This window comes from Streptomyces sp. NPDC014656 (assembly GCF_043084305.1).
GTDB lineage: Bacteria > Actinomycetota > Actinomycetes > Streptomycetales > Streptomycetaceae > Streptomyces.
In genome coordinates, this window is the sequence record NZ_JBIBZN010000002.1 from 205596 (window position 1) to 225657 (window position 20062).

Annotated in this window: 9 protein-coding genes and 1 tRNA gene; 7 read left to right on the plus strand and 3 right to left on the minus strand. The window is 68.7% G+C overall.

Going from position 1 to position 20062, the window contains the following annotated elements; all coding sequences use genetic code 11:
- Positions 1-147 precede the first annotated feature (147 nt).
- Positions 148-219, plus strand: a tRNA-Arg gene (locus tag ACF1ED_RS04780).
- Positions 220-458: 239 nt separating this feature from the next.
- Here ACF1ED_RS04780 and ACF1ED_RS04785 read toward each other — a convergent pair.
- Positions 459-2009, minus strand: coding sequence for an HNH endonuclease (locus tag ACF1ED_RS04785; RefSeq protein WP_391756960.1), 1551 nt, complete (start codon positions 2007-2009; stop codon positions 459-461).
- Between the two features lie 138 nt (positions 2010-2147).
- Here ACF1ED_RS04785 and pglW point away from each other — a divergent pair, with 138 nt between their 5' ends.
- Both pglW and pglX read left to right on the plus strand, forming a co-directional pair.
- Entirely contained in the window at positions 2148-6857 is a 4710-nt protein-coding gene (gene pglW / locus ACF1ED_RS04790) for a BREX system serine/threonine kinase PglW (RefSeq protein WP_391756961.1), read from the plus strand.
- Positions 6854-10648, plus strand: coding sequence for a BREX-2 system adenine-specific DNA-methyltransferase PglX (gene pglX, locus ACF1ED_RS04795; RefSeq protein WP_391756962.1), 3795 nt, complete (start codon positions 6854-6856; stop codon positions 10646-10648). The genes pglW and pglX overlap by 4 nt, the downstream gene beginning before the upstream one ends.
- A gap of 51 nt (positions 10649-10699) precedes the next feature.
- Here pglX and ACF1ED_RS04800 read toward each other — a convergent pair whose 3' ends face one another.
- Positions 10700-11074, minus strand: coding sequence for a Uma2 family endonuclease (locus ACF1ED_RS04800; RefSeq protein WP_391756963.1), 375 nt, complete (start codon positions 11072-11074; stop codon positions 10700-10702).
- 115 nt (positions 11075-11189) lie between these two features.
- Here ACF1ED_RS04800 and ACF1ED_RS04805 point away from each other — a divergent pair, with 115 nt between their 5' ends.
- The 4 genes from ACF1ED_RS04805 (at position 11190) to pglZ (ending at position 18971) form a co-directional block, all read left to right on the plus strand.
- On the plus strand, positions 11190-11744 hold the full coding sequence (locus ACF1ED_RS04805) for a DUF5753 domain-containing protein (RefSeq protein ID WP_391757499.1): 555 nt from the start codon (positions 11190-11192) through the stop codon (positions 11742-11744).
- Positions 11741-11944, plus strand: a complete 204-nt coding sequence (locus ACF1ED_RS04810) for a DUF397 domain-containing protein (protein ID WP_391756964.1) — start codon at positions 11741-11743, stop codon at positions 11942-11944. Before ACF1ED_RS04805 ends, ACF1ED_RS04810 begins: the two co-directional genes overlap by 4 nt.
- 206 nt (positions 11945-12150) lie before the next feature.
- On the plus strand, positions 12151-16080 hold the full coding sequence (locus tag ACF1ED_RS04815; protein WP_391756965.1) for a phage resistance protein: 3930 nt from the start codon (positions 12151-12153) through the stop codon (positions 16078-16080).
- Positions 16077-18971 carry a BREX-2 system phosphatase PglZ gene (gene pglZ, locus ACF1ED_RS04820; RefSeq protein WP_391756966.1) on the plus strand — a complete coding sequence of 965 codons (2895 nt, stop codon included), beginning with the start codon at positions 16077-16079 and terminating at the stop codon, positions 18969-18971. The genes ACF1ED_RS04815 and pglZ overlap by 4 nt, the downstream gene beginning before the upstream one ends.
- Positions 18972-19017: 46 nt before the next feature.
- On the opposite strand, the gene ACF1ED_RS04825 is transcribed toward pglZ, so the two are convergent.
- Complete coding sequence (locus ACF1ED_RS04825; RefSeq protein WP_391756967.1) at positions 19018-20061, minus strand: CBS domain-containing protein; 1044 nt, start codon at positions 20059-20061, stop codon at positions 19018-19020.
- Position 20062: the final 1 nt, after the last annotated feature.

A 20062-nucleotide genomic window follows, 5' to 3' on the forward strand; every position in this document is an offset into this window, starting at 1 on the left:
GGCCGCCCCGAGGGGCTGCGTCCGGGTTTTGCCCACTTCCGACCCGCGCGGGCGAACACCCCCCTGGTGACGCCCCGGAAATACCTGTTCACAGGCACCCCGAGAGAGCTGGTAAGGTTTCACCCGTCGCCGCCGAGCAGCGACGAAGCCCCCGTAGCTCAGGGGATAGAGCAACGGCCTCCGGAGCCGTGTGCGCAGGTTCGAATCCTGCCGGGGGCACTTCGAGAGAAGTGCCAAAAGACCCCGTGATCATGATGGTCACGGGGTCTTTCGCATGTGCGGGGCGCCCCCGGCAGTGGGACGGGGGCGCGGGGTCTTGTTGCATGCGCAGGCGTGTGTCGGGGGGCCGCATGGCGGAGGCCGCGACCCATCCGTGGCCCGGACGACGACGGCGAGCAGGAAGAACCCTTCCGCCCGCCAGCCTCCGCGACGCGCCGTTCAGCGAGCCGGCCAGTCCATCAGTCGTTCTTTCCGCACAGCATGCGGTGATACTCCACGTACCCCGAGCCGATCCGGTGCCGGGGGTCCCTACGCAGCTGCGAGACCCTCGAGTCGTCCTTGGTCCGTCGCACTTCCCACTGCGCGTCGACGTAGATGCCGAGGCCGTCGAACTGCCGGTGGTGGTTGGGGCACAGACAGAGCATGTTGGCCGTTGTGTCCGGCCCGTCGTGCGGGCTGCCGATGCCTTGGATGTGCGCGGCTTCGCTGTAACGGCCGAGCAGGACCTCGAGCGGCTCGCCGCAGACCTGGCAGAGATCCTCGTGCCAGCGCTTCACATCCCGGACGTTGTCTGGGTCGCGTACGGGGCGTGTTCCGCTCGTCGCCTGGCGCGGCACCGGACCGGTCACGGCGACGACCTTGGCAGCTCGCACATCGGAGTCATCCTCGGTGCTGCCGCTTGCGGTCAGATAGCCGCCGAGACCGACTCGCTCGAACAGCAGCCGCTGATCGACGTCCGCAAAGTACTTGGCGCGCAGTAGGCCGACCGCCTTGGCGCGGGCGCGATGCGATCTGCGGAGCAGCCGATCGGCATCGTCCGTGAAGCCCGCTTTGGCATCGGCCTCGAGGAGGGCCGTCGGACTCGGGTCCTGGACGTCGACATGGATGCCCTGTACGTCCCACACACCGCTGCCCCGCAGCCGTGTGAACGGATAGTGTGGAGTCACGTGCGAGGTGTTGCCGCCGAAATCCGCCAGGAGTCCGCCGACCCCGTTCTCGAACACCTTCCAGGGCGCCAGCCGCTCCTCCCGGGCCGCCACACGCCCTATCGACCACAGCAGCGCCAGCGGCTTATGCAGGGATGGGCCGCCCGAACGCGTGTAGGTCCGGAGTGTGGCGAGGGTGTGAAGCAGCGTCTTCTCGGTCATCGTCGAGGCCGCCGCCTTCTGGCTTCGGGGCGCCGGGAGCGCTGCCCTCACCGGAGCGGACGGAGGATCGACCTTGCCGAGCAGCAGTGTGCGGTCGCTCACGGTGACGAGCTGCATGCCCCAGAGCTTGTCGCTCGGGCCTTTGATGGCTGCCAGCAGGGGCAGGGCGTCCGCTTCGAACTCCATCAGGTCTCCGAGCGCGATCATGTGCTCCCAGATCGCCCCGTCGTCCCGCGCGCCCCACACTTCTCTGGCCAGGTCGGGGTTGTGAAACTTCGCGAGGATGGTGGCTCGCGCGATGAATTTCTTCTCCCCGTAGAACAGCACCTCGTCGCCGACCCTGCAGTTCCGCACGGCAACCGCCTTGGCACCACTCTGCTTCTTCGGCTCGATCGCCCCCCAGAATCGCCCCACTCCGTCCGGGAAGACCTGCCGCAGGAGGGTGGCGTCTTCACCGAGGACGTCCGCGTATCGCGGTTGCGCCAGGTCGATGCCCGTACGGACCGAGTGCTCGAAGTGCTTCGGACCCCCCGTCCGGGCGGTGCCCCGCGGTTGCAAAAGCCACTGGACACCGTCCGTCCCGCCCTCTTCTCCGTCTGCCTTCCCCACCCTGTCGATCGTCATGGCGATCAGATTAGTCACGCCCGCCGACGATCCATGGCTGTCCATGCTGGGCCCCGGTCGAACGGCACTCTCCCGCCTGACGCCACCGTCTACGATCTAACGCAGCGCCTGACGGTCGCGGGAAAAACAGCAGAACCGGCGTAAAGAGGGGCAAACATGCGGGACGGCCGGTGGGTCACCGTCACCGATTCCGAGTTCCAGCATGAGCGGCGAGGGCTGGAGGCCATCCAGGAAAGACTCAGGGACAACGATCCGTGGCGTGGCTGGTCGAACTTCACCTTCACCGCCGCCACCGGTCACGTCCGAGAGGTAGATCTCCTGGTGATCGCCCCGGGCGGGGTGCACCTGATCGAACTGAAGGACTGGCATGGCTCCATCGAGTCCCGCAACGGCACCTGGTTGCAGACCCAGCCCAGCGGGCGCCAGATCTCCCACGGAAACCCCCTCCACCTGGCCAACAAGAAGGCCAAGGAGCTCGCCTGGCTGCTCAAACAACATGGTGAGCCCGTGTGGGTCTCGGAAGCCGTCTGCTTTACCGACTCGTCACTGAAGAACCGCCTGCCCGCCCACGACCAGCAGGGCGTCCACACGGTCCACCATCTGATCCAGATGCTGGAAGAGCCCCCGAGGGAAGAGCGCCGCCGCATCGACAAACCGCGATCGGACCGCATCGCGAAGGCGCTGGAAAAGATCGGCATCGCGCGCAGCGACGCCGAATACAAGGTCGGCCCGTATCTCCTGCACCGCAAGTCCTTCGACTCAGGACCGACCTGGGCGGACTATCTGGCCCAGCACAGCGAGCTGCCAGAGGCGGCGCGCATCCGTGTCTATCTGCGGGAGCGCGGTTCGGACCCCGAGACGCGGGCGTCCGTCGAGCGTGCGGCGCGGCGCGAGGCGGCGGTGCTGCGCCGGTTCCGGCACCCTGGGGTCGTCCAGCTCAAGCAGTACGACCCGACCGGGCACTCGGCGGGCCCCGCACTAATCTTCGACTACGACCCGCGCACACTCCGCCTCGACGACTACCTGATCCAGTACGGCGAGAAGCTGGACGTGCTGAGCCGGATCGCGCTCGTGCGTCAGCTCGCCGAGACCGTGCGCTCGGGGCACGGTCGGCGGCTCTACCACCGCACTCTGTCCGCCCACGCGATCCACGTCATGCCGCGTGGCCGGGGCTCCAGCAAGGACGGCGACGAGGCGGGCTGGCTCACTCCGCATCTGCAGATCTCCGACTGGCAGGTCGCCGTCCAGCGCGGCCCGGAGCAAGGCGGAGCGAACGGCGGCGAGCGGTTCGCTCCGACGACCTTCTCGCGAGCGGGCGCGCACCTCGCCGAGTCCGCCGATCCTTATCTCGCCCCCGAGCTGACCGCGCCCAAGGCCGACCCCGTGGCTCTGGACGTATACGGCCTCGGTGTCCTCACGTATCTGCTGGCCACCGGCAAGGCGCCGGCCGCCAGCCAGGCCGAGCTCATGGCCCGCTACGAAGCGGGCGAAGGCCTGCGCCCGAGCGCGGTCGTGGACGGGCTCTCGGAGTACATCGACGAGCTGGTGCAGGCAGCGACGGCCTACGACGTCTCGGCCCGGCTCTCCTCCGTGGACGACTTCCTGGAGATGCTGGAGGTGGTGGAGGAGACCCTCACAGCGCCCTCTCCCTCCTCCCAGCCCCTGCGTCCTGCCGTGCCCGAGCCCGAGAAGGATCCCCTGGAGGCAGTCGCAGGCGATGTCCTGGCCGGCCGGTGGGAGGTCCGGCGGCGGCTCGGCACCGGTTCGACGAGCCGTGCGTTCCTCGTACGGGATCTGACCGCCGGCGCCGAGGTCCGCTTCGCGAAGTCCCTGGCCGTCCTCAAGGTCGCCGTCTCCGAGCGGAGCGGCGAGATCCTCAGGCGCGAGGCCGAGGTGATGGGGCGTTTGCGAGCCGACTCGCGGATCATCCGGCTGATCGAGCCGGAGCCTCAGAGCATCGGCGGCCGCACGGTCCTCGTCATGGAGTACGTCGGTGACGAGCGCGAGGCCGACGGCACGCCGGCCGAGCCGGGCGCGACGCGGACCCGCCGCCGTGAGGAGACCGTCGCCCGCCAGCTGCGGGACTCCGGCCGGCTCTCGGTCGACCAGCTGGAGGCGTACGGCGACTATCTCTTCGGCGCGGTGGACTTCCTCGAGGGTGAGGGCGTCTGGCACCGCGACATCAAGCCGGACAACATCGCCATCCGGATCCGCCCGAACCGCACCCGAGAACTTGTCCTGATCGACTTCTCGCTCGCCGGCTATCCAGTGAAGGAGACGGAGGCGGGCACGGACGGCTATCTGGACCCTTTCATCGGCACACTCACGGACCGGTCGGTGTACGACGCGCACGCCGAGCGGTACGCGCTCGCCGTGACGCTGCACGAGATGGCCTCGCGCGAGCTGCCGGTGTGGGGCGGCGGAAAGGTCTCCCCCCGGCAGACGAAGCCCGAGAAGGAGCCGTACCCCGCCATCGCGGCCGACGCGTTCGATCCGGCGGTCAAGGACGGCCTCGTCGAGTTCTTCCGCAAGGCCCTGCACCGGGACGCCGCACACCGGTTCAAGGACCTGAAGCCGATGCGGGACGCGTGGAAGAAGATCTTCCTCGCGATGGACGAGGCGAAGCCGTCGTCGAAGCGATCGCGTCAGCAAGACGAGCGCACATCCGCCGGGTCCGCCGATGCCGCGATCGCGGTGGCGGAGGAGGAGACCGCGGAGGAGCAGCGCGACCGGCTCGCCGCGGGTGTCGACCGCTCCACTCCGATCTCCGCCTCGGGTCTGAGCCCCGCCGCCGAGTCCTTCGTCTATAGCCTGCGCGTCAACACCGTCGGCCAGCTCCTCGACCATAGCCAGCGGACCCTCGTCAACGCCCCGGGACTCGGTGCGAAGACCCGTAAGGAGGTCCTCGGAAGGATCAAGCAGTGGCGCCAGCAGCTCGCCGAGCAGCCCGCCGCGCCGCTCACCCCTGAGGGCCGCAAGGCCGCGAAGGAAGAGCTGTCGGCGGTGGAGGCCGCCGTCGCCCTCGCCGTGGCGCAGACGGGTGCCGGCGGGGAGAGCGAGCGGGCGCTGCGGACGATCAGCCTGGACGCCCTGGCGACGATCTTCGTGCCGGAGCTGAAGAAGGACGGCTCGAACCGCAACGAGTGCGAGATGGTCAGGCTGCTCCTTCGCCTCCCCGACGAGCAGGGCGTCGTGCCCGAGATCGGGGTCTGGCCGATGCAGAAGGACGTCGCCGAGGCGCTCCGTCTCTCAGCCGCCCAGGTTTCGCTGATGCTCAAGACCCAGCGCGGCCGCTGGAAGCGGCACGCCGCCGTGCGGACCCTGCGCGCCGAGATCCTGGAGCTGCTGCGCGACCTCGGCCGGGTCGCCTCGGCCGCGGAGATCGCGGACGCGCTGGCCGTACGCCGCGGCACGGAGCTGCAGGAGCGGGAGCAGCGCCGGGCGCTCGCCCTCGCGGGGGTACGGGCCGTGGTGGAGGTCGAGCAGCTGGTCCCGGACGAGGCTACGTTCCGGCACGCCCCGAACCGGGACGCCTCCGACGAGGCGATGGGCGCCGGCCTGCTGGCCCTGGAGGTCAGCGACGACGACGCCCCCGAGACCCCCTCCGCTCCGGGCCTCCTCGACTATGCTCAGCGTCTGGGCCGAGTCGCGGACCGGCTGGCGAAGCTCGACACGCTGCCGACCTCGACGACCGTGCTCGGGGAGCTGAGCGCGGTCACTCCGCCGAGCACAGTGGTGGAGTGGGACGAGCGCCGTACGGTCGAGCTGGCCGCGGCAGCCTCCCGCAACGCGGCCGCGACCCCCCGTCTGGAGATCTACCCCCGCGACCTGCCGCTCGTACGGGCGCTGCGGCTGACCCAGGCGGGCCTGGTGCGGCTGATCCCGGGCCTGGCACGCGACCTCCAGCCCGGCCTGACCGCCGAGGACATCCACGAGCGGGTCCGCGCCCGCTTCCCGGAACTCCTCGACGAGCGGGGCGGCCACTCGCTGCCGAAGGACGGCCGGCTGACGAAGGCCCTGAAGGCCGCCGGTTTCGACCTGGAGCTGTCGACCCGGACGGGCACCCCCCGTATCTCCCGCTATCTGCCGCGGCAGACCAAGGACGACTCGAGCTTCCTGTCTCTGGGGAACCTGCGGAAGCCGACCGCCTTCCTGTCCGAGCACCGTTACGCCGACGACGTACAGCTCGCGGGCGCGGTGACGGCGGAAGAGCGGCTGCTCGCCTCGGCGCCCCGAGACGGCTTCCGGGTCCTCACCGTCCGGACCGGTCTCGCGACGGAGGCGGTGGAGGAGGTCACGGGTCCGCGCTTCGGTGCGGAGCCCGTCTCGGTAACCGAGCTGTTCCTCGACGCACTGCACGAGCTGGTGGACCGACGGCCCAAGCCGACGTGGGAGACGATCCTGCGCGCGGATGTGGCGGAGCCTGGTTCGAAGGCGGCGATGAAGTTCGCCGAGTACGCAGGGACGGCATGGGGCGCCGTCGAACCCCGGCTGGGCGAGCTGCTCACGGGCGGGGCGCGGGTCCCGCTGCTCCTGACGGACGCGGGTGCGCTGGCACGGTACGACGCGATGGGCGTCCTGAACCGGCTCGCGGAGCGGTCACGCGGCGGCGGCCGGGGCCTGTGGCTGCTCTGCCCGCAGGACGACCCGGCGCGGCCGCCTAGGCTGGGGACGGTGGCCGTGCCGTATCAGGCGGGGCTCGGCGAGTGGGTGGTGCTCCCGGACGCGTGGGTGGAGAACGCCCATCGGTCGGGTGGGCGGCGCCGCGATTGTCTCGGGACGACGAGTACGACGAGCACCATGGATACAACGGGTACGACGAGTCCTGTGGGTACGACGGGGAACTGGGGAGACGAGGCGAAGTGATCGACCGCGATGCGTTGAAGGCCGACCTGATCAAGCAGGTTAAGGCGGTCGAGGCGGATCTCGGCAGGCAGGTGAAGGACGGCGAAGGCGTCGCCAAGCCGCTGCTGGCCGAGTACAAGAAGGCGCTGAAGGCCGACCCCAAGGGGACGCCTGAGTGGGACGCCTGGTTGGAGCCCCGCCTCACCGAGTACGCGGACGACCGCGCCGAGCGCGTTCGCGTCGCCGGGCGGCTGCTGAACGAGCACGACCGGGCGTTCTCGCTGGGGCGTACGGCGGAGTCGTGGAACTCGTGGCTGTACGGCACCCCGCAGATCTCCGGCCGCGTCACACAGGTGGCGGTGGCGTGGGTCCTCGGTACGGTGTTCGTCCGCTTCTGCGAGGACAACCTGCTGATCCCCGAGCCGTACCTGGCGGGCCCGGACGAGGAGCGCCGCGACCTGGCGGAGGCGCGGTACGCGCAGTACGTGGAGGAAGAGCAGGACCCGACGTTCCGTGGCTGGCTGGAGCGGGCCTTCAAGGAAATCGGTGAGGGCGAGGCCGGCAAGCTGCTGTTCAACCGGCAGCGCAACCCGCTGTACCAGATCCCGATCTCGCACGACGGCGCGCGGGCGCTGGTGGAGTTCTGGCGGGAGCGGGACGAGGCGGGCCTGCTGGTCCACGACTTCACGGACCCCCTGAACGAGGACGGCACGAAGGGGTGGGACACCCGGTTCCTGGGTGACCTGTACCAGGACCTGTCGGAGGCCGCGCGGAAGACGTACGCGCTGCTGCAGACGCCGGAGTTCGTGGAGGAGTTCATCCTCGACCGGACGATGGAGCCGGTCGTGCGGGAGATGGGCGGGCGCGTCGGCGAGCTGAAGATGATCGACCCCACATGCGGGTCGGGTCACTTCGTGCTCGGCGCGTTCCGGAGGATGGTGCGGCTGCTGGCCGAGCGCCATCCGGGCATGGAGCTGCACGCGCGGGTGCGGATGGCGCTTGACGCGGTGCACGGTGTCGACATCAACCCGTTCGCGGTGGCCATCGCGCGGTTCCGGCTGCTGATGGCCGCGATGGCGGCGGCGAACGTGCGGACGTTGGCGGAGGCGTCGCGGTACGACTGGCCGGTGCACCTGGCGGTGGGCGACTCGCTGATCAAGGTGCGGCAGCTTGAGTTCGGTGTGCTGGGGACGGCGGGGCAGGGGGAGCTGGAGTTCGTCGCGGACCAGCGGGACGAACTGGCGGAGTTCTCGTACGCAACGGAGGACATCCACGAGCCTGAGTTCAAGGGGATCTTGGAGCAGGGGCGGTATGACGTGGTGGTGGGTAACCCGCCATACATCACCGTCAAGGACAAGAGGCTGAACGCACTGTACCGGCACATCTATAAGTCCTGCGCGGGGACGTACGCGTTGTCGGTTCCGTTCGCGGAGCGGTTTTTCCAGCTAGCGAAGGCGGGAGAACCGAGCGGGCGCGGCTACGGAATGACCGGCCAGATCACGTCAAACTCGTTCATGAAACGCGAGTTCGGCACCAAGCTGATCGAGGAATATTTCGCTCACAAAGTGGAAATCACGGAGGTGATCGACACCTCTGGGGCATACATTCCAGGTCACGGTACGCCGACGGTGATCCTTGTGGGGCGTCGTCGGGCGGGCAGAAATCGCAACTCGACCATCCGCACCGTGCGGAGCATTCAGGGGGAGCCCAAGGCACCCTCACCTGCCGAAGATGGGCACGTATGGACGGCGATCGCCAGTCAGATCGACACTCCGGGCTCTGTTAGCCAATGGGTATCGGTAGAAAACCTTGAACGTGAGCGCTATTTCGGCAAGCAGCCCTGGGTACTCGCTGATGGTGGCCGCGAGATGATCGAACAGCTAGACAGCGCAAAGGCATGCCGTCTCCGCGACGTCATCGAACCGCCGATCGGTCGCGCCGTAAGGGTTGGAGCTGACAGCGCGTACCTTCGGCCACTGCGGGCGACGTACAAGACCTTCGCCGACCGACGAGGACTACTTCCTTTCATGACAGGAGAGGTGGTCCGGGACTGGTCTGCCATCGCAGAAGAAGCTATTTGGTTCCCATACTCTAACAACCTCAACCCGGCCGAGCTTTCTCGAGAGCTTTGGCCTATGCGCCGCTTGCTGGAAGTACGTCGCACATTCCAGGGAGATATGGCCGATGCAGGACTAAAATGGTGGGACTATATGCAATTCACCGCATCGGCCTACCGTACGCCACTGTCGATCATGTTTGCCTTCGTATCCGCACAGAACCACTTCGTACTGGACCGCGGCGGCAGCGTTTTCAATCGCCACGCTCCAGTCATCAAGCTCCAAAAGGAAGCAAGTGAAGTAGAGCACCTTCATCTACTGGGGGTGCTCAACAGCTCCACCGCAGGATTCTGGCTCAAAATGGTTAGCTACCCTAAGGGAGGCGACCCTGTAGGCGGCGATGGTGCGCGCGTGAGCGTTCATCCCTGGTCCGACCGCTACGAGTTCACCGGCGCCAAAATTGAAGAGTTCCCCCTCCCTGCCACGTATCCCACTGTTTTGACTGCACACCTGGATTCCCTCGCTCAGCAGCATGCGCTCACCACCCCTAGTGCCCTCGTTACCCCTGCCTCTCCCGCTCCCTCAACACCGACACTCCGCGGAGCTTGCGACAAGTGGGAATCAACCCGCGGGCAGATGATCGCGCTGCAAGAGGAGCTGGACTGGCAGGTGTACTCGTTGTACGGCCTGCATTCCGAGGATCTGCGGGCGCCCGAGGCTGAGGTGCCCGAGCTCTCGCTTGGCGAGCGTGCCTTCGAGATCGTGCTGGCGCGGCGTGTCGAAGCCGGCGAGGCTTCGGGTGAGTGGTTCAAGCGGCATGGGTCGACGCCCATCACCGAGATGCCTGACCAATGGTCCGACGCCTACAAAACCGTCGTACAGAAGCGCATCGACGCGATCGAGAACAGCCGGGCCATCGGCATGATCGAGCGGCCCGAGTACAAGCGCCGTTGGGCCACCGAGGGCTGGGACGTGCTCCAAGAGCGGGCGCTCAAGTCGTGGCTGCTCGACCGGATCGAGACACGCGAGTACTGGTTCGACGAGAACGGTCAGTCGACCATCCTCACCCTCAACCAGCTCGCCGACCTGCTCTCGCGCGACCAGGACTTCGTGTCCGTCGCCGAGATCTACGCGCCGCGTCAGGAACTCGCAACCGTCGTTTCGGACCTCCTCTCCGACGAGCACGTCCCCTTCCTCGCCGCCCTGCGCTACAAACCCGCCGCCCTCAAAAAGCGCGCGGACTGGGAGCATGTCTGGGACCTGCAGCGGAAGGAGGACGCAGAGACCGACGAATTCGAGAAGCGGAAGATCCGCGACTCGATTCCCGTACCCCCCAAGTACACCTCGGCGGACTTCCTCAAGCCCTCCTACTGGCGTGCGCGCGGCAAGCTCGACGTGCCCAAGGAGCGGTTCATCTCGTATGCGACCGGGGCGATCTCCGGCATCCCCCAGCTCTTCGGCTGGGCCGGCTGGGATCACCGTGAGCAGGCACAGGCACTGTCCACGTACTTCACGGTCCACGACGAGCTGTCCGCCGAGGAACTGACCCCGCTCCTCGCGGGCCTCCTCGAACTGCAGCCCTGGCTCACCCAGTGGCACAACGAGTTCGACGGCCTGTACGGCAGCTCCCCCGCTGCCTTCTTCGAGGGTTACCGGGCCGCCAAGCAGGGCGAACTCGGCCTGACCGACGATGACCTGCGGGCTTGGCGCCCTCAGGCTGCAACCCGTCGGGGCCGGCGACCCGCCAAGGGCTGAGCCCTGACGGTGGTTCCCCCATCCCCCAAGCGGGAGGAGGAACCACCGTCGTCAGCGGGCCGGCTGCGTGCCGTAGAGCGGTAGGCCCGTCGTGGTGAGGTCGCCTCCCAGCTCCTCCGGGAGCGGCACATCCTCGCCGTACTTCCCGTGCACGAACGCCTTGTACTCACCCTCTCCCAGGCGGGTGAACAACGACCACGTGCCCGTACGCGGATCGATCTGCAGCAGCCGGGCAACACGCGCGGCCGTGTACCAGGCGATCTTCTCGTTGATGCCCTCCAGCCGCTCGTTCGGCGAGATCACCTCTACCGCCAGCTCGACCGCATCCGCGTCCAGCAACCAGTCGTCCTCGCCCTTGAACGAGCGCGGTCCGATGGTCAGGTCCGGGATCGAGTAAGTCGTCTGGATCCCCGGGCATGGGGACACGGACCGGGAGACGCTGGAGCGGCTGAGCGCCCTGGCTCGCAGGGCCAATCGACGGCGCCGTGAGGGCTGGTGGCACCAGTACGGATCCGTCCTCGGCGACACCTACCGCGACTACATCGAGATGGAGGACATCTACGACAGCATCCGGACCTTCCAGGCGCAGCTGGTTCCGGGACTTCTCCAGACGCCGAAGTACGGCCGCGCCGTCACCGTCGCCTCACGCGCGTGGCAGACCGCTGAGGAGATCGAGCAGTTCATCCAGGTGAGACTCGCCCGCCAGGAGCGGCTGACGGGTGAGGGCCAGTTGGAACTCTGGGCCGTACTCGCCGAAGGCGTGCTCCGGCAACGGGTAGGTGGGCCCACCGTAATGCGGGACCAGCTGGAGCACCTGGCGACGATGGCCGAGCAGCCCAACATCACCGTTCAGGTATTGCCGTTCTCGCGCGGCGCGCACTCGGGTATGTTCGGCCCATACCTGCTGATGAGCTTTCCGCAGGTGTCAGCGCAGGACCTCGTACTGACGGAGACCCCGACCGGCAACATCTGGACGGAAGGGGAGTCCGAGGTCGTCGCCTATCGAGGCCTCTTCGACGACGCACGCGCCTCCGCGCTGCCTCCGAAGGAATCGCTCACGCTGATCCGCCGCATCGCCAAGGAGCACAGACCATGAACCAGGCCCGCCTCGCTCTGCCCGACCTCGCCGCAGCGGCTTGGCGCACCAGCAGTTACAGCGGCGGGCAGGGGGAGTGCGTCGAGGTCGCCCCCAACCTCCCCCACCTCGTCCCCGTCCGCGACAGCAAGCGGCCCGCCGGCCCCGCCCTCGCCTTCACCCCCCAGGCATGGCGCGCCTTCCTCTCCCACCTGGGCTGACCCGCCGCCCCTTGCACCCCCGCCGTGTCACCCCCACCGGTTACGATCGAGGCGGGCCGCAGGCCGTGACAGCAGGAACGCCGGTCGACAGGCACTCCCCGAGACCGTACGCGCACCGCGCGTGACGCTCGGGGTGCCGCCCGCGCCACCCGTCACCCTGTCGCCCATACGTACACGCCGGAGACAACAGGAGACGCGAGACAGACATGGCCCCGACCGCCGCCACGGCCCCCCTGCTCCGCGATGTCATCGACATCAAGACGTCGATCTCCACCTCCGACTTCGTCCTGAAGCTCGCCGAGGCGGTCACCGAGGAGGGCACCGAGCGTGCGCTGCGCGACTATGTCGTCACCGAGCGGCTCCTGGAGAACTTCGACGAGGCCCTCGGGCTGATCAAGGCCGCCCTCGACGGGCAGACCTCGAAGGCCGCCTACCTCCACGGATCCTTCGGTTCCGGTAAGTCGCACTTCATGGCCGTCCTGCACGCACTCCTCCGAGGCGCCCCGGCGGCCCGCGCCCGCGCCGACTTCGATCCCGTCCTCGCGAAGCACGAGTGGCTGGGCACCGAGCGGAAGCGGTTCCTGCTCGTCCCGTACCACATGCTCGGTGCCAAGTCCCTCGAGCAGCGCGTCCTCGGCGGGTACGTCAGCCACGTGAGGGCGCTGCACCCCGACGCGCCCATTCCCCAGGTCTACCGGACCGACGCCCTCTTCGAGGACATCCGGTCGCACCGCCTCCGCATGGGCGACGACGCCTTCATCAACGGCCTCAGCGGCGTCGAGACAGAAGTCGATTCCGTCGCATCCGACGATGAGGACGAGTGGGGCGACTCCTTCGCCTGGACCTCCGCTCTCCTCGACGCCGCCCTCTCTGCCGAAGAACTGGACGGCGGCGAGGTCAACCTCAACCTGGTCAACCCGACCACCCCCGCCGAGCTGCGCGCCAAGCTCGTGCACGACGCGAGTGCGACCTGGTTCCCCGGGTTCGCCAAGAACGCCGCCGAGGACGAGCACGGGTTCATCTCGCTCGACGCCGGCCTTGCCGTGATCGCGGAGCACGCGAAGTCGCTCGGGTACGACGGGCTGATCCTCTTCATGGACGAGCTGATCCTCTGGCTCGCCAACCGCATCCACGACCAGAAGTTCGTCTCCCGCGAGGCCGACAAGATCACGAACTTCGTCGAGGGCGCCGACTCCCGCCGGGCGATCCCGATCGTCTCCTTCATCGCCCGCCAGCGCGACCTGCGGGAGCTCGTCGGCGAGGAGACCTCCGGCGCGGCCGAGACCGCGATCCAGGACAGCCTCAACCTGGCCTCCGGCCGCTTCGACAAGATCACCCTGGAGGACCGCAACCTCCCGCAGATCGCCCACGCCCGCCTGCTCAGGCCGAAGGACGCCGAGGCCGCCGCCAAGCTCGACGCGGCCTTCGCGAAGATCAAGCGGGTCGGGCCGCAGGTCTGGGACGTGCTGCTCGGGTCCGAGGAGGGCACGACGGGCGCCGACGAGGATTCGTTCCGGCTGACGTACCCGTTCTCCCCCGCTTTCATGGACACTCTCGTCCACATCTCCTCGGCCCTGCAGCGCTCCCGCACCGGTCTGAAGCTCATGGGCCAGCTCCTGGCCGACCACCGTGACGATGCCACGCTCGAGCAGCTCATCCCGCTCGGCGATCTCTACCCGGTGATCGCGGACGGCGGCGACAAGCCGTTCGTGGACAGCCTGAAGGTGGAGTTCCAGGCCGCCGACAAGCTGTACCGCTCCAAGCTCCGCCCGCACCTCCTCGCCACGTACGAGGTCACCGAGGAGGACATCGAGCGCTACCGGCACCGGCCCGGCACGATCACCGATCCGCAGCTGCTCAGCCGCTGCAAGGGCTTCACCGGCGACAACCGTCTGATGTGCACGCTGCTGCTGTCCGCCCTGGCGCCGAGTGTTCCGGCGCTGCGCGACCTCACGATTCGACGGCTCGGCGCACTCAACCACGGTTCGGTCGTCTCGCCCATCCCCGGCGCCGAGGTCGGTGTCATCAAGTCCAAGGTCGACGAGTGGGCCGCCAACTTCGCCGAGATCAAGCCGACGGGCACCAGTGCCAATCCGGGCGTGCGGCTCGAGCTGGCCGGCGTGGACGTGGACTCCGTCATCGCCAACGCCAAGGCCAACAACAACCGGAACAACCGGCTCGCGCTCGCCCGGCGGCTCCTTGAGGAGGAACTGGGGGTAGAGCGGCAGGAGCAGCTCAGCGACGCGGACGAGCTCCGGTTCATCTGGCGCGGCTCGAACCGCACCATGGAGGTCGTCTTCGGCCACATCGCCGACACCGACCAGCTGCCGGACCACGATCTCGCGCCCAGCCAGGAGGGGCTGTGGCGGCTGGTGGTCGATCTGCCGTACGACGAGGGCGAGTTCGGTCCCCGTGACGACGCCAACCGCATGGGGAAGCTCCGTGAGCGGCCCGGCGTGCCGTCCCGGACCGTGGCCTGGATCCCCACCCACATCTCGGCGGCCCGCTACAAGGACTTCGAGCGCCTGGTCACCATCGACTACGCGCTCGCCGATCCGCGCCGCTTCGACACGATGTACGCGCAGCACCTCAACGCCGACAACCGGGCGCGTGCCAAGGGTCTGCTTGAAGGGCAGCGGGATTCACTCATCAAGTCGGTGAAGGCGGCCTTCAAACAGGCCTACGGGCTGGCGGCCAAGGCGCCGGCGGACGTCAATGTGTCGTTCAACGATCACTTCGAGTCGCTGCGTGAGGTACCTGACCTTCGGGTCTCCATCGGGCAATCGCTCAGTGACGCCGCCCGTCACATCGCGTCGAAGCTGCTCGCTCAGCAGTTCCCCGCCCACCCCGATCTCGACCCGGACGGCACGAAGACCGCTGTACGGCCCGCCGACGCCCGGACCGTCTTCGGTTACATCCGGGCCGCCGTCGAAGCCGGCGACCGGCAGGCCGAGATCCCGGCCAAGGACCGCACCGCCATGCGACGGATCGCCGCGCCCCTCGGCCTCGGCCAGCAGAAGGAGGCGTACTTCCGGCTGTCGAACCGCTGGGTCGAGCACTTCGCGCTGCAGGCCCGTACCGACGGCGGGCCCGGCGACCTCAGCGTCGTCCAGCTCACCGACTGGATCGACCGGCCCGAGCCGATGGGCCTCGAGCCCTTCCTCGCCAACCTGGTGATCGCTTCATTCGCCGAGATGGACGACCGGGTCTGGGTGCGGTCCGGTGCCCTGCTCGACCCGGCGCCGGAACTGCCGGCCATCAAGCCGATCGACGCCCTGCGCTCGCAGCCGCTGCCGGACGAGTCGGTCTGGGAGGAGGCGGGGCGCCGTTACTGGGACATGTTTGGAGAGAAGCCGCCCACGCTGCGCCGCGGCCGTATCGTCGGCCAGTTCGCGCGCCAGATCCTGGGCAAGGCCCGGGAGTACCAGCAGCCCGCCGACTCGCTGGTCACGGAGCTGGAGAAGCACGCCATACTCCTCGGCCTGGACAGCTCCGACGAGGCCGGCCGGCTCGCGCTGGCCCGGCGCTCGCGCGACCTGCTCGACGAGCTGAAGGACCTGGACCGAGGGGCAGCCAGCGGCGCGGCGGCGGCCAAGCAGGTCATCACGGCATTCGCGACGTTCGACCTGGGCGAGGTCTCCGCCAGCCGCTACGGGGCCTCGATCAAGCAGGCGCAGAGCGTCGCCTCGGCTCTGGCCACCACGGTGTGGGACATGCTCAAGCTCGCACCTACCTACGGCCCCGAGGGTGAGGCGGTCCTCGAGCGGCTGCGCCGCGCAGCCCAGGCCGACCAGCGCACCGAGAACCTGAAGGACGAGCTGGAACGGGCCGGAAAGTCGATCATCGACGTGATCCGGCGCAGCCAGGCCGCCGCCGCTCCCGCGCCGCAGCCGCCGGTCTCGGTCGCGCCGGAGCCGGTCGGCCCCACCACTCCCAACGAGGTGGACCTCAGCACCGAGACCAGCCGCCCGCCCGTGCCCACCAGCCACCCGACACCCGGTCGTGCCAAGCGTCGCTCAGGTAGCGGCCGTGCCAAGGCGTCGCAGGCGCTCGCCGAACTCCGTGCTGAGCTTGCCGAGCTGATGGAGGCCGAGCCGGACGCGACCGTCGAGATCTCCTGGCGGGTGGTGGAGTGACCTCTGAGTCTGCCCTGACCAGCGCGGTACGGCTTAACCCGGCCACCGTCACGCAGTACCTGACGTCCGCGTCGAGCCTCCGGCCCGGCAAGCGGCGGGCTGTGCTGCTGCGAGGCGCCCCGCAATGGGATGGTCCCGCCGAGCTCACCTGGGGCGAGAGCCGGCGTGCGCGGGTCGTGGCGGCGCCGTCGCCGCTGGCCGTCTACGAACTCGTCCTGGACCACCTGGCGCCGAAGGCCGCCGGTCCCGAGGTGCTGGTCGTTCTGACCGACCGCGAGGAGTCGGAGCTCGGGCCTGATCTGCTGGCCAAGGTGCACAAGCAGCGCGTCAACGCCGTCGATACCTGGGATGTCGTACGCCAGACCTTCGGGGCGATGGGCACCGACGGCCGGCTGCTCGACGACAACTGGGCCGCCGAGGCACTGCTCGACGCCACTCCGCCGGGCGGCTGGCCGACCCGGGGCGGTGGTGTGCTGTCCCGGAACGAGGCGCTGGCCGCGCTCACACTGCGGCGGCTCGGCATCGGCCGCTACGACCCCGACCGTGATCCCGCGGCGGCGCTGACGGACGCCGACGACGTCCTCGATGTGCCCGCGCTGCTGAGTTGGTCGCTGCAGCCGGGTGGACCGGACCGTTTTCTGGCCTTGCGGGCGGCGGAGCGCCAGGGGCTGGCTCGCTTCCTCGCCGGGGAGGAGCAGACGGGAGAGGCCGGCAAGGCGCTGCTCTCCCTGGTGGAGGCCGAGCATGGGCCGGACGCCGTGGCCTTCGGGTTGCTGTGTGCGGCGCTATGGGAGCACGTCGACGCGGAGGCGGATCCCGAGATCTACCGGGCGCGTGGGCGAGCCGAGCGGTGGTTCGGGGAGAAGCCGCCCGCGCAGGGTGAGGCCTTCGACCGGCTGGCCGCCGCCTTCGGACGAGCCTGCGAGGAGTTCGTGTCCGGACTGCTGCTCGCCGGGCGCTCGGGGCGCGCCGAGTTCGACGAGTCGGCGGCGGACGCGCGAAGGATGACCGGCACGGTCCTTGACCGCGCCGCGACGCTGGTGCGGCAGTTCGGCGCGGAATCGGCCGAGCGCAGGAGCCCCGTGCTGCGGGCGGGCCTGGAGGCCCGGTTCGCGGAGGTCGGCGAAGCGCTGCGGTCGAGCGCGACGGAGCGGACCCTGCAGGCGCTCGATTTCCTGAACAGGCACCGGCTGGCTGCCGACACAGACGAGCAGGTCCGCATCGGGCGCGCCCGTATGGCGCAGCGGCTGGCCCAGTGGCTGGCCACCGAGCCTGAGACCCGAGCGCCGAATCTGTCGGATGCGCTGGAGCGCCACATCGACGAGACCGGCTGGGTCGACATGGCCCTCGAGCACGTACAGGCCGGTGGTGACCCCGATCCCGTACTGAAGTCCGCGTACGACTCGCTCTGTGCCGCGGCCCGTAAGAAGCGACGGGAGATCGACCGAGAGTTCGCCGGCATGCTGGCGGTCTGGACCGAGGGCGGCCGGGACGCGGACGAGATGCTGACGGTGGAGACCTTCCTGCCGAGGGTCGTCGCTCCCCTGGTCAAGGCCAGGGAGCGGCGGATCCTTCTGCTCGTCCTCGACGGAATGAGCGCCGCCATCGCCGCGGAGCTCGGCGAGGAATTGCGCGAGCACTGGGCGGAGTACGACCCGCTTCCCGGGGCGAAGGAGGCGCCGCGACGTCGGGCGATGGCAGCCGCGCTGCCGACGGTGACTGCGGTGTCGCGTACGTCGCTGTTCGCCGCCCGGCTGATGCGGGGTGACCAGGGCGACGAGAAGCGGCTCTTCCCGGCACACAAGTTCTGGGGCGGCGCGCGGGCGATGGTGTTCCACAAGGACGATCTGCGCGCCGACAGCGGGGGCGACTGGCTCGGCCCCGAGCTCCTCGAGGCGCTCGCCGGGGACAACACCCATGTCGCCGTCGTACTCAACACCGTCGACGACCGGCTGGCGAGCGAGCAGAAGCTCGGCGACGGAGCGTGGCGCCTCGACCAAATAGGAGCACTGCGGTCCCTGCTGCGGCATGCCGCAGTCGAGGGCCGGGCCGTGCTGCTGACGAGCGACCACGGTCACGTCGTCGACCGCTACGGCGTACGTGTGCAGGCGACGGGCGTGGAGTCGGCGCGGCACCGGCTGCCCGGGCAGCCGGTGTCCGAGGCCGAGATCGCACTGTCCGGACCACGAGTCGTCGACTCGGAGCCGGGCGGCGAGATCGTGGCGCTCTGGGACGCGGACGCCCGCTACAGCGCTCAGCGGGCCGGCTATCACGGCGGAGCGGCGCTGGCCGAGTTCACGATTCCGATGATGGCGTTCCTGCCGTTCGGCGCCACGCCGCCGAAGGGGTGGCGGGAGCTCGGAAATCCGCAGCCGGCTTGGTGGCACCTGGGCGCAGACGCTGCCGTACAGCCGCAGCAACGACCGGTCGCCACGCAGGTCCAGGCCGCCCCCAAGCCGTCGAGCAAGCGCGCGAAGGAAGAGGCCGCGCTGGCCGAGAGCCACGACTCGCTGTTCGATGTGGCGCTGGTCCCGTCACCGGGCGACGAGGCATTGCTGTCCGTACAGCCGGTGTCGCCGGACGAAGCCTTGGTCACGGCGCTGCTGGCGTCCGAAATCTTCGAGTCCCAGGTGAACATGCTGGCGCGCAAGCCGGACCTTGAGCGAGTTGAGCAGGCCGTACGTGCACTGATCGACGCAGGTGGGACGCTCCCGATGACCGCGCTGGCGCAGCGGGTCAACCTTCCGGCTTCGCGAAGGGTGGAAGGCTTTGCCGCCGTCCTGCGCCAGTTGCTCAACTACGACGGGGTGCAGGTGGTGGAAACCTTGCCGGACGGCCGCACCCTGCGCCTGAACCTGCAACTCCTCAGAGAACAGTTCGAGCTGCCCTGACCTGGCGGCTGGTTCGCGGATCGGCTCCGCGAACCAGCCGTGGGTCTCAGACGTCCGTGACGTACTGACGCAGCAGCAGGCAGAACTTGTGCAGCTCATCATGCATAGGGGCCGGCAGCGGCTGCGGATCGAAGTGCGCGATCTTGTTGCGGATGTCTTTCACTCGCTTCAGCCGACGCACGAACTGCACCCGGTCGGCGCCTGTCCACTGCAGGGCCAGCCAGTTCTGGTCTGCCAGCAGCCGCAGTGACTCATTCGACTGCTCGCCATCGATCAGCTTCACGTATTCGCCGAACATAAGGTCCGAAATCTGGCCGGTCCGGCGGCTTCTCGACTGAACAGCCCGAATCGAGTCGGGGCCGATGGCCGTGCCCAGGCATTTGCGGAGCCGCAGCTCGATCTCGCCGACGAGGAAGAACGGCCGGGCGGTGCCCGCGAACCTCTGCGTGATGTCCGCTGCCGTGACGATCCCGCCGAACGTGCCGTCATTGCGCCGGATCAGCGCGTACCCCGACTCGCAGATCATCGGGAGCAGGGCGAAGAAGTCCTGGGTCTCCTGGGCCACCGCCCAGTCGCTCGGGGCTTCCATGGCGTTGGCCAGGGTCGCCGGGCTCCCCTGTTCGTACATCCTTGCCACGGAGCGCCAGGTGACGACTCCGTGGAGGATGGACTTCCCTTCGATGATGGGCAGCTGAGAGTAGTTGTTGTGCCGCATGAGGTGCGTGACCGTGTTGAGCGGGGAGTTCGGCGGCAGAGAATCGACCCCGCTGCCGTTGAGGACGTCACCGATGCTCAGGGGGCGCTCGGGCAAGGACCCGGCGGGGTCTTCCGTGGCCTCCTCGACCTCATCGGACTGAGGGGTGGCCTCGACAGCGACGCTGTCCAACGCCACCACGTGAACGGAGGCGCGGCGGCCACAAGTGCCGAAGTACGGGACGGTCGACAACCCGGCAGCGTTCAGGGACTGCTGAATGAGCAGACAGGTGGGGTCGTCACGCACTCGGGCATCGAAGAGTGCCAGCAGGTCGAGGACGGGGACGTCCTTGCCCTTGAGGTCCAGGAGCTGCTGTTCGGTTGGTGCCAACGCCATG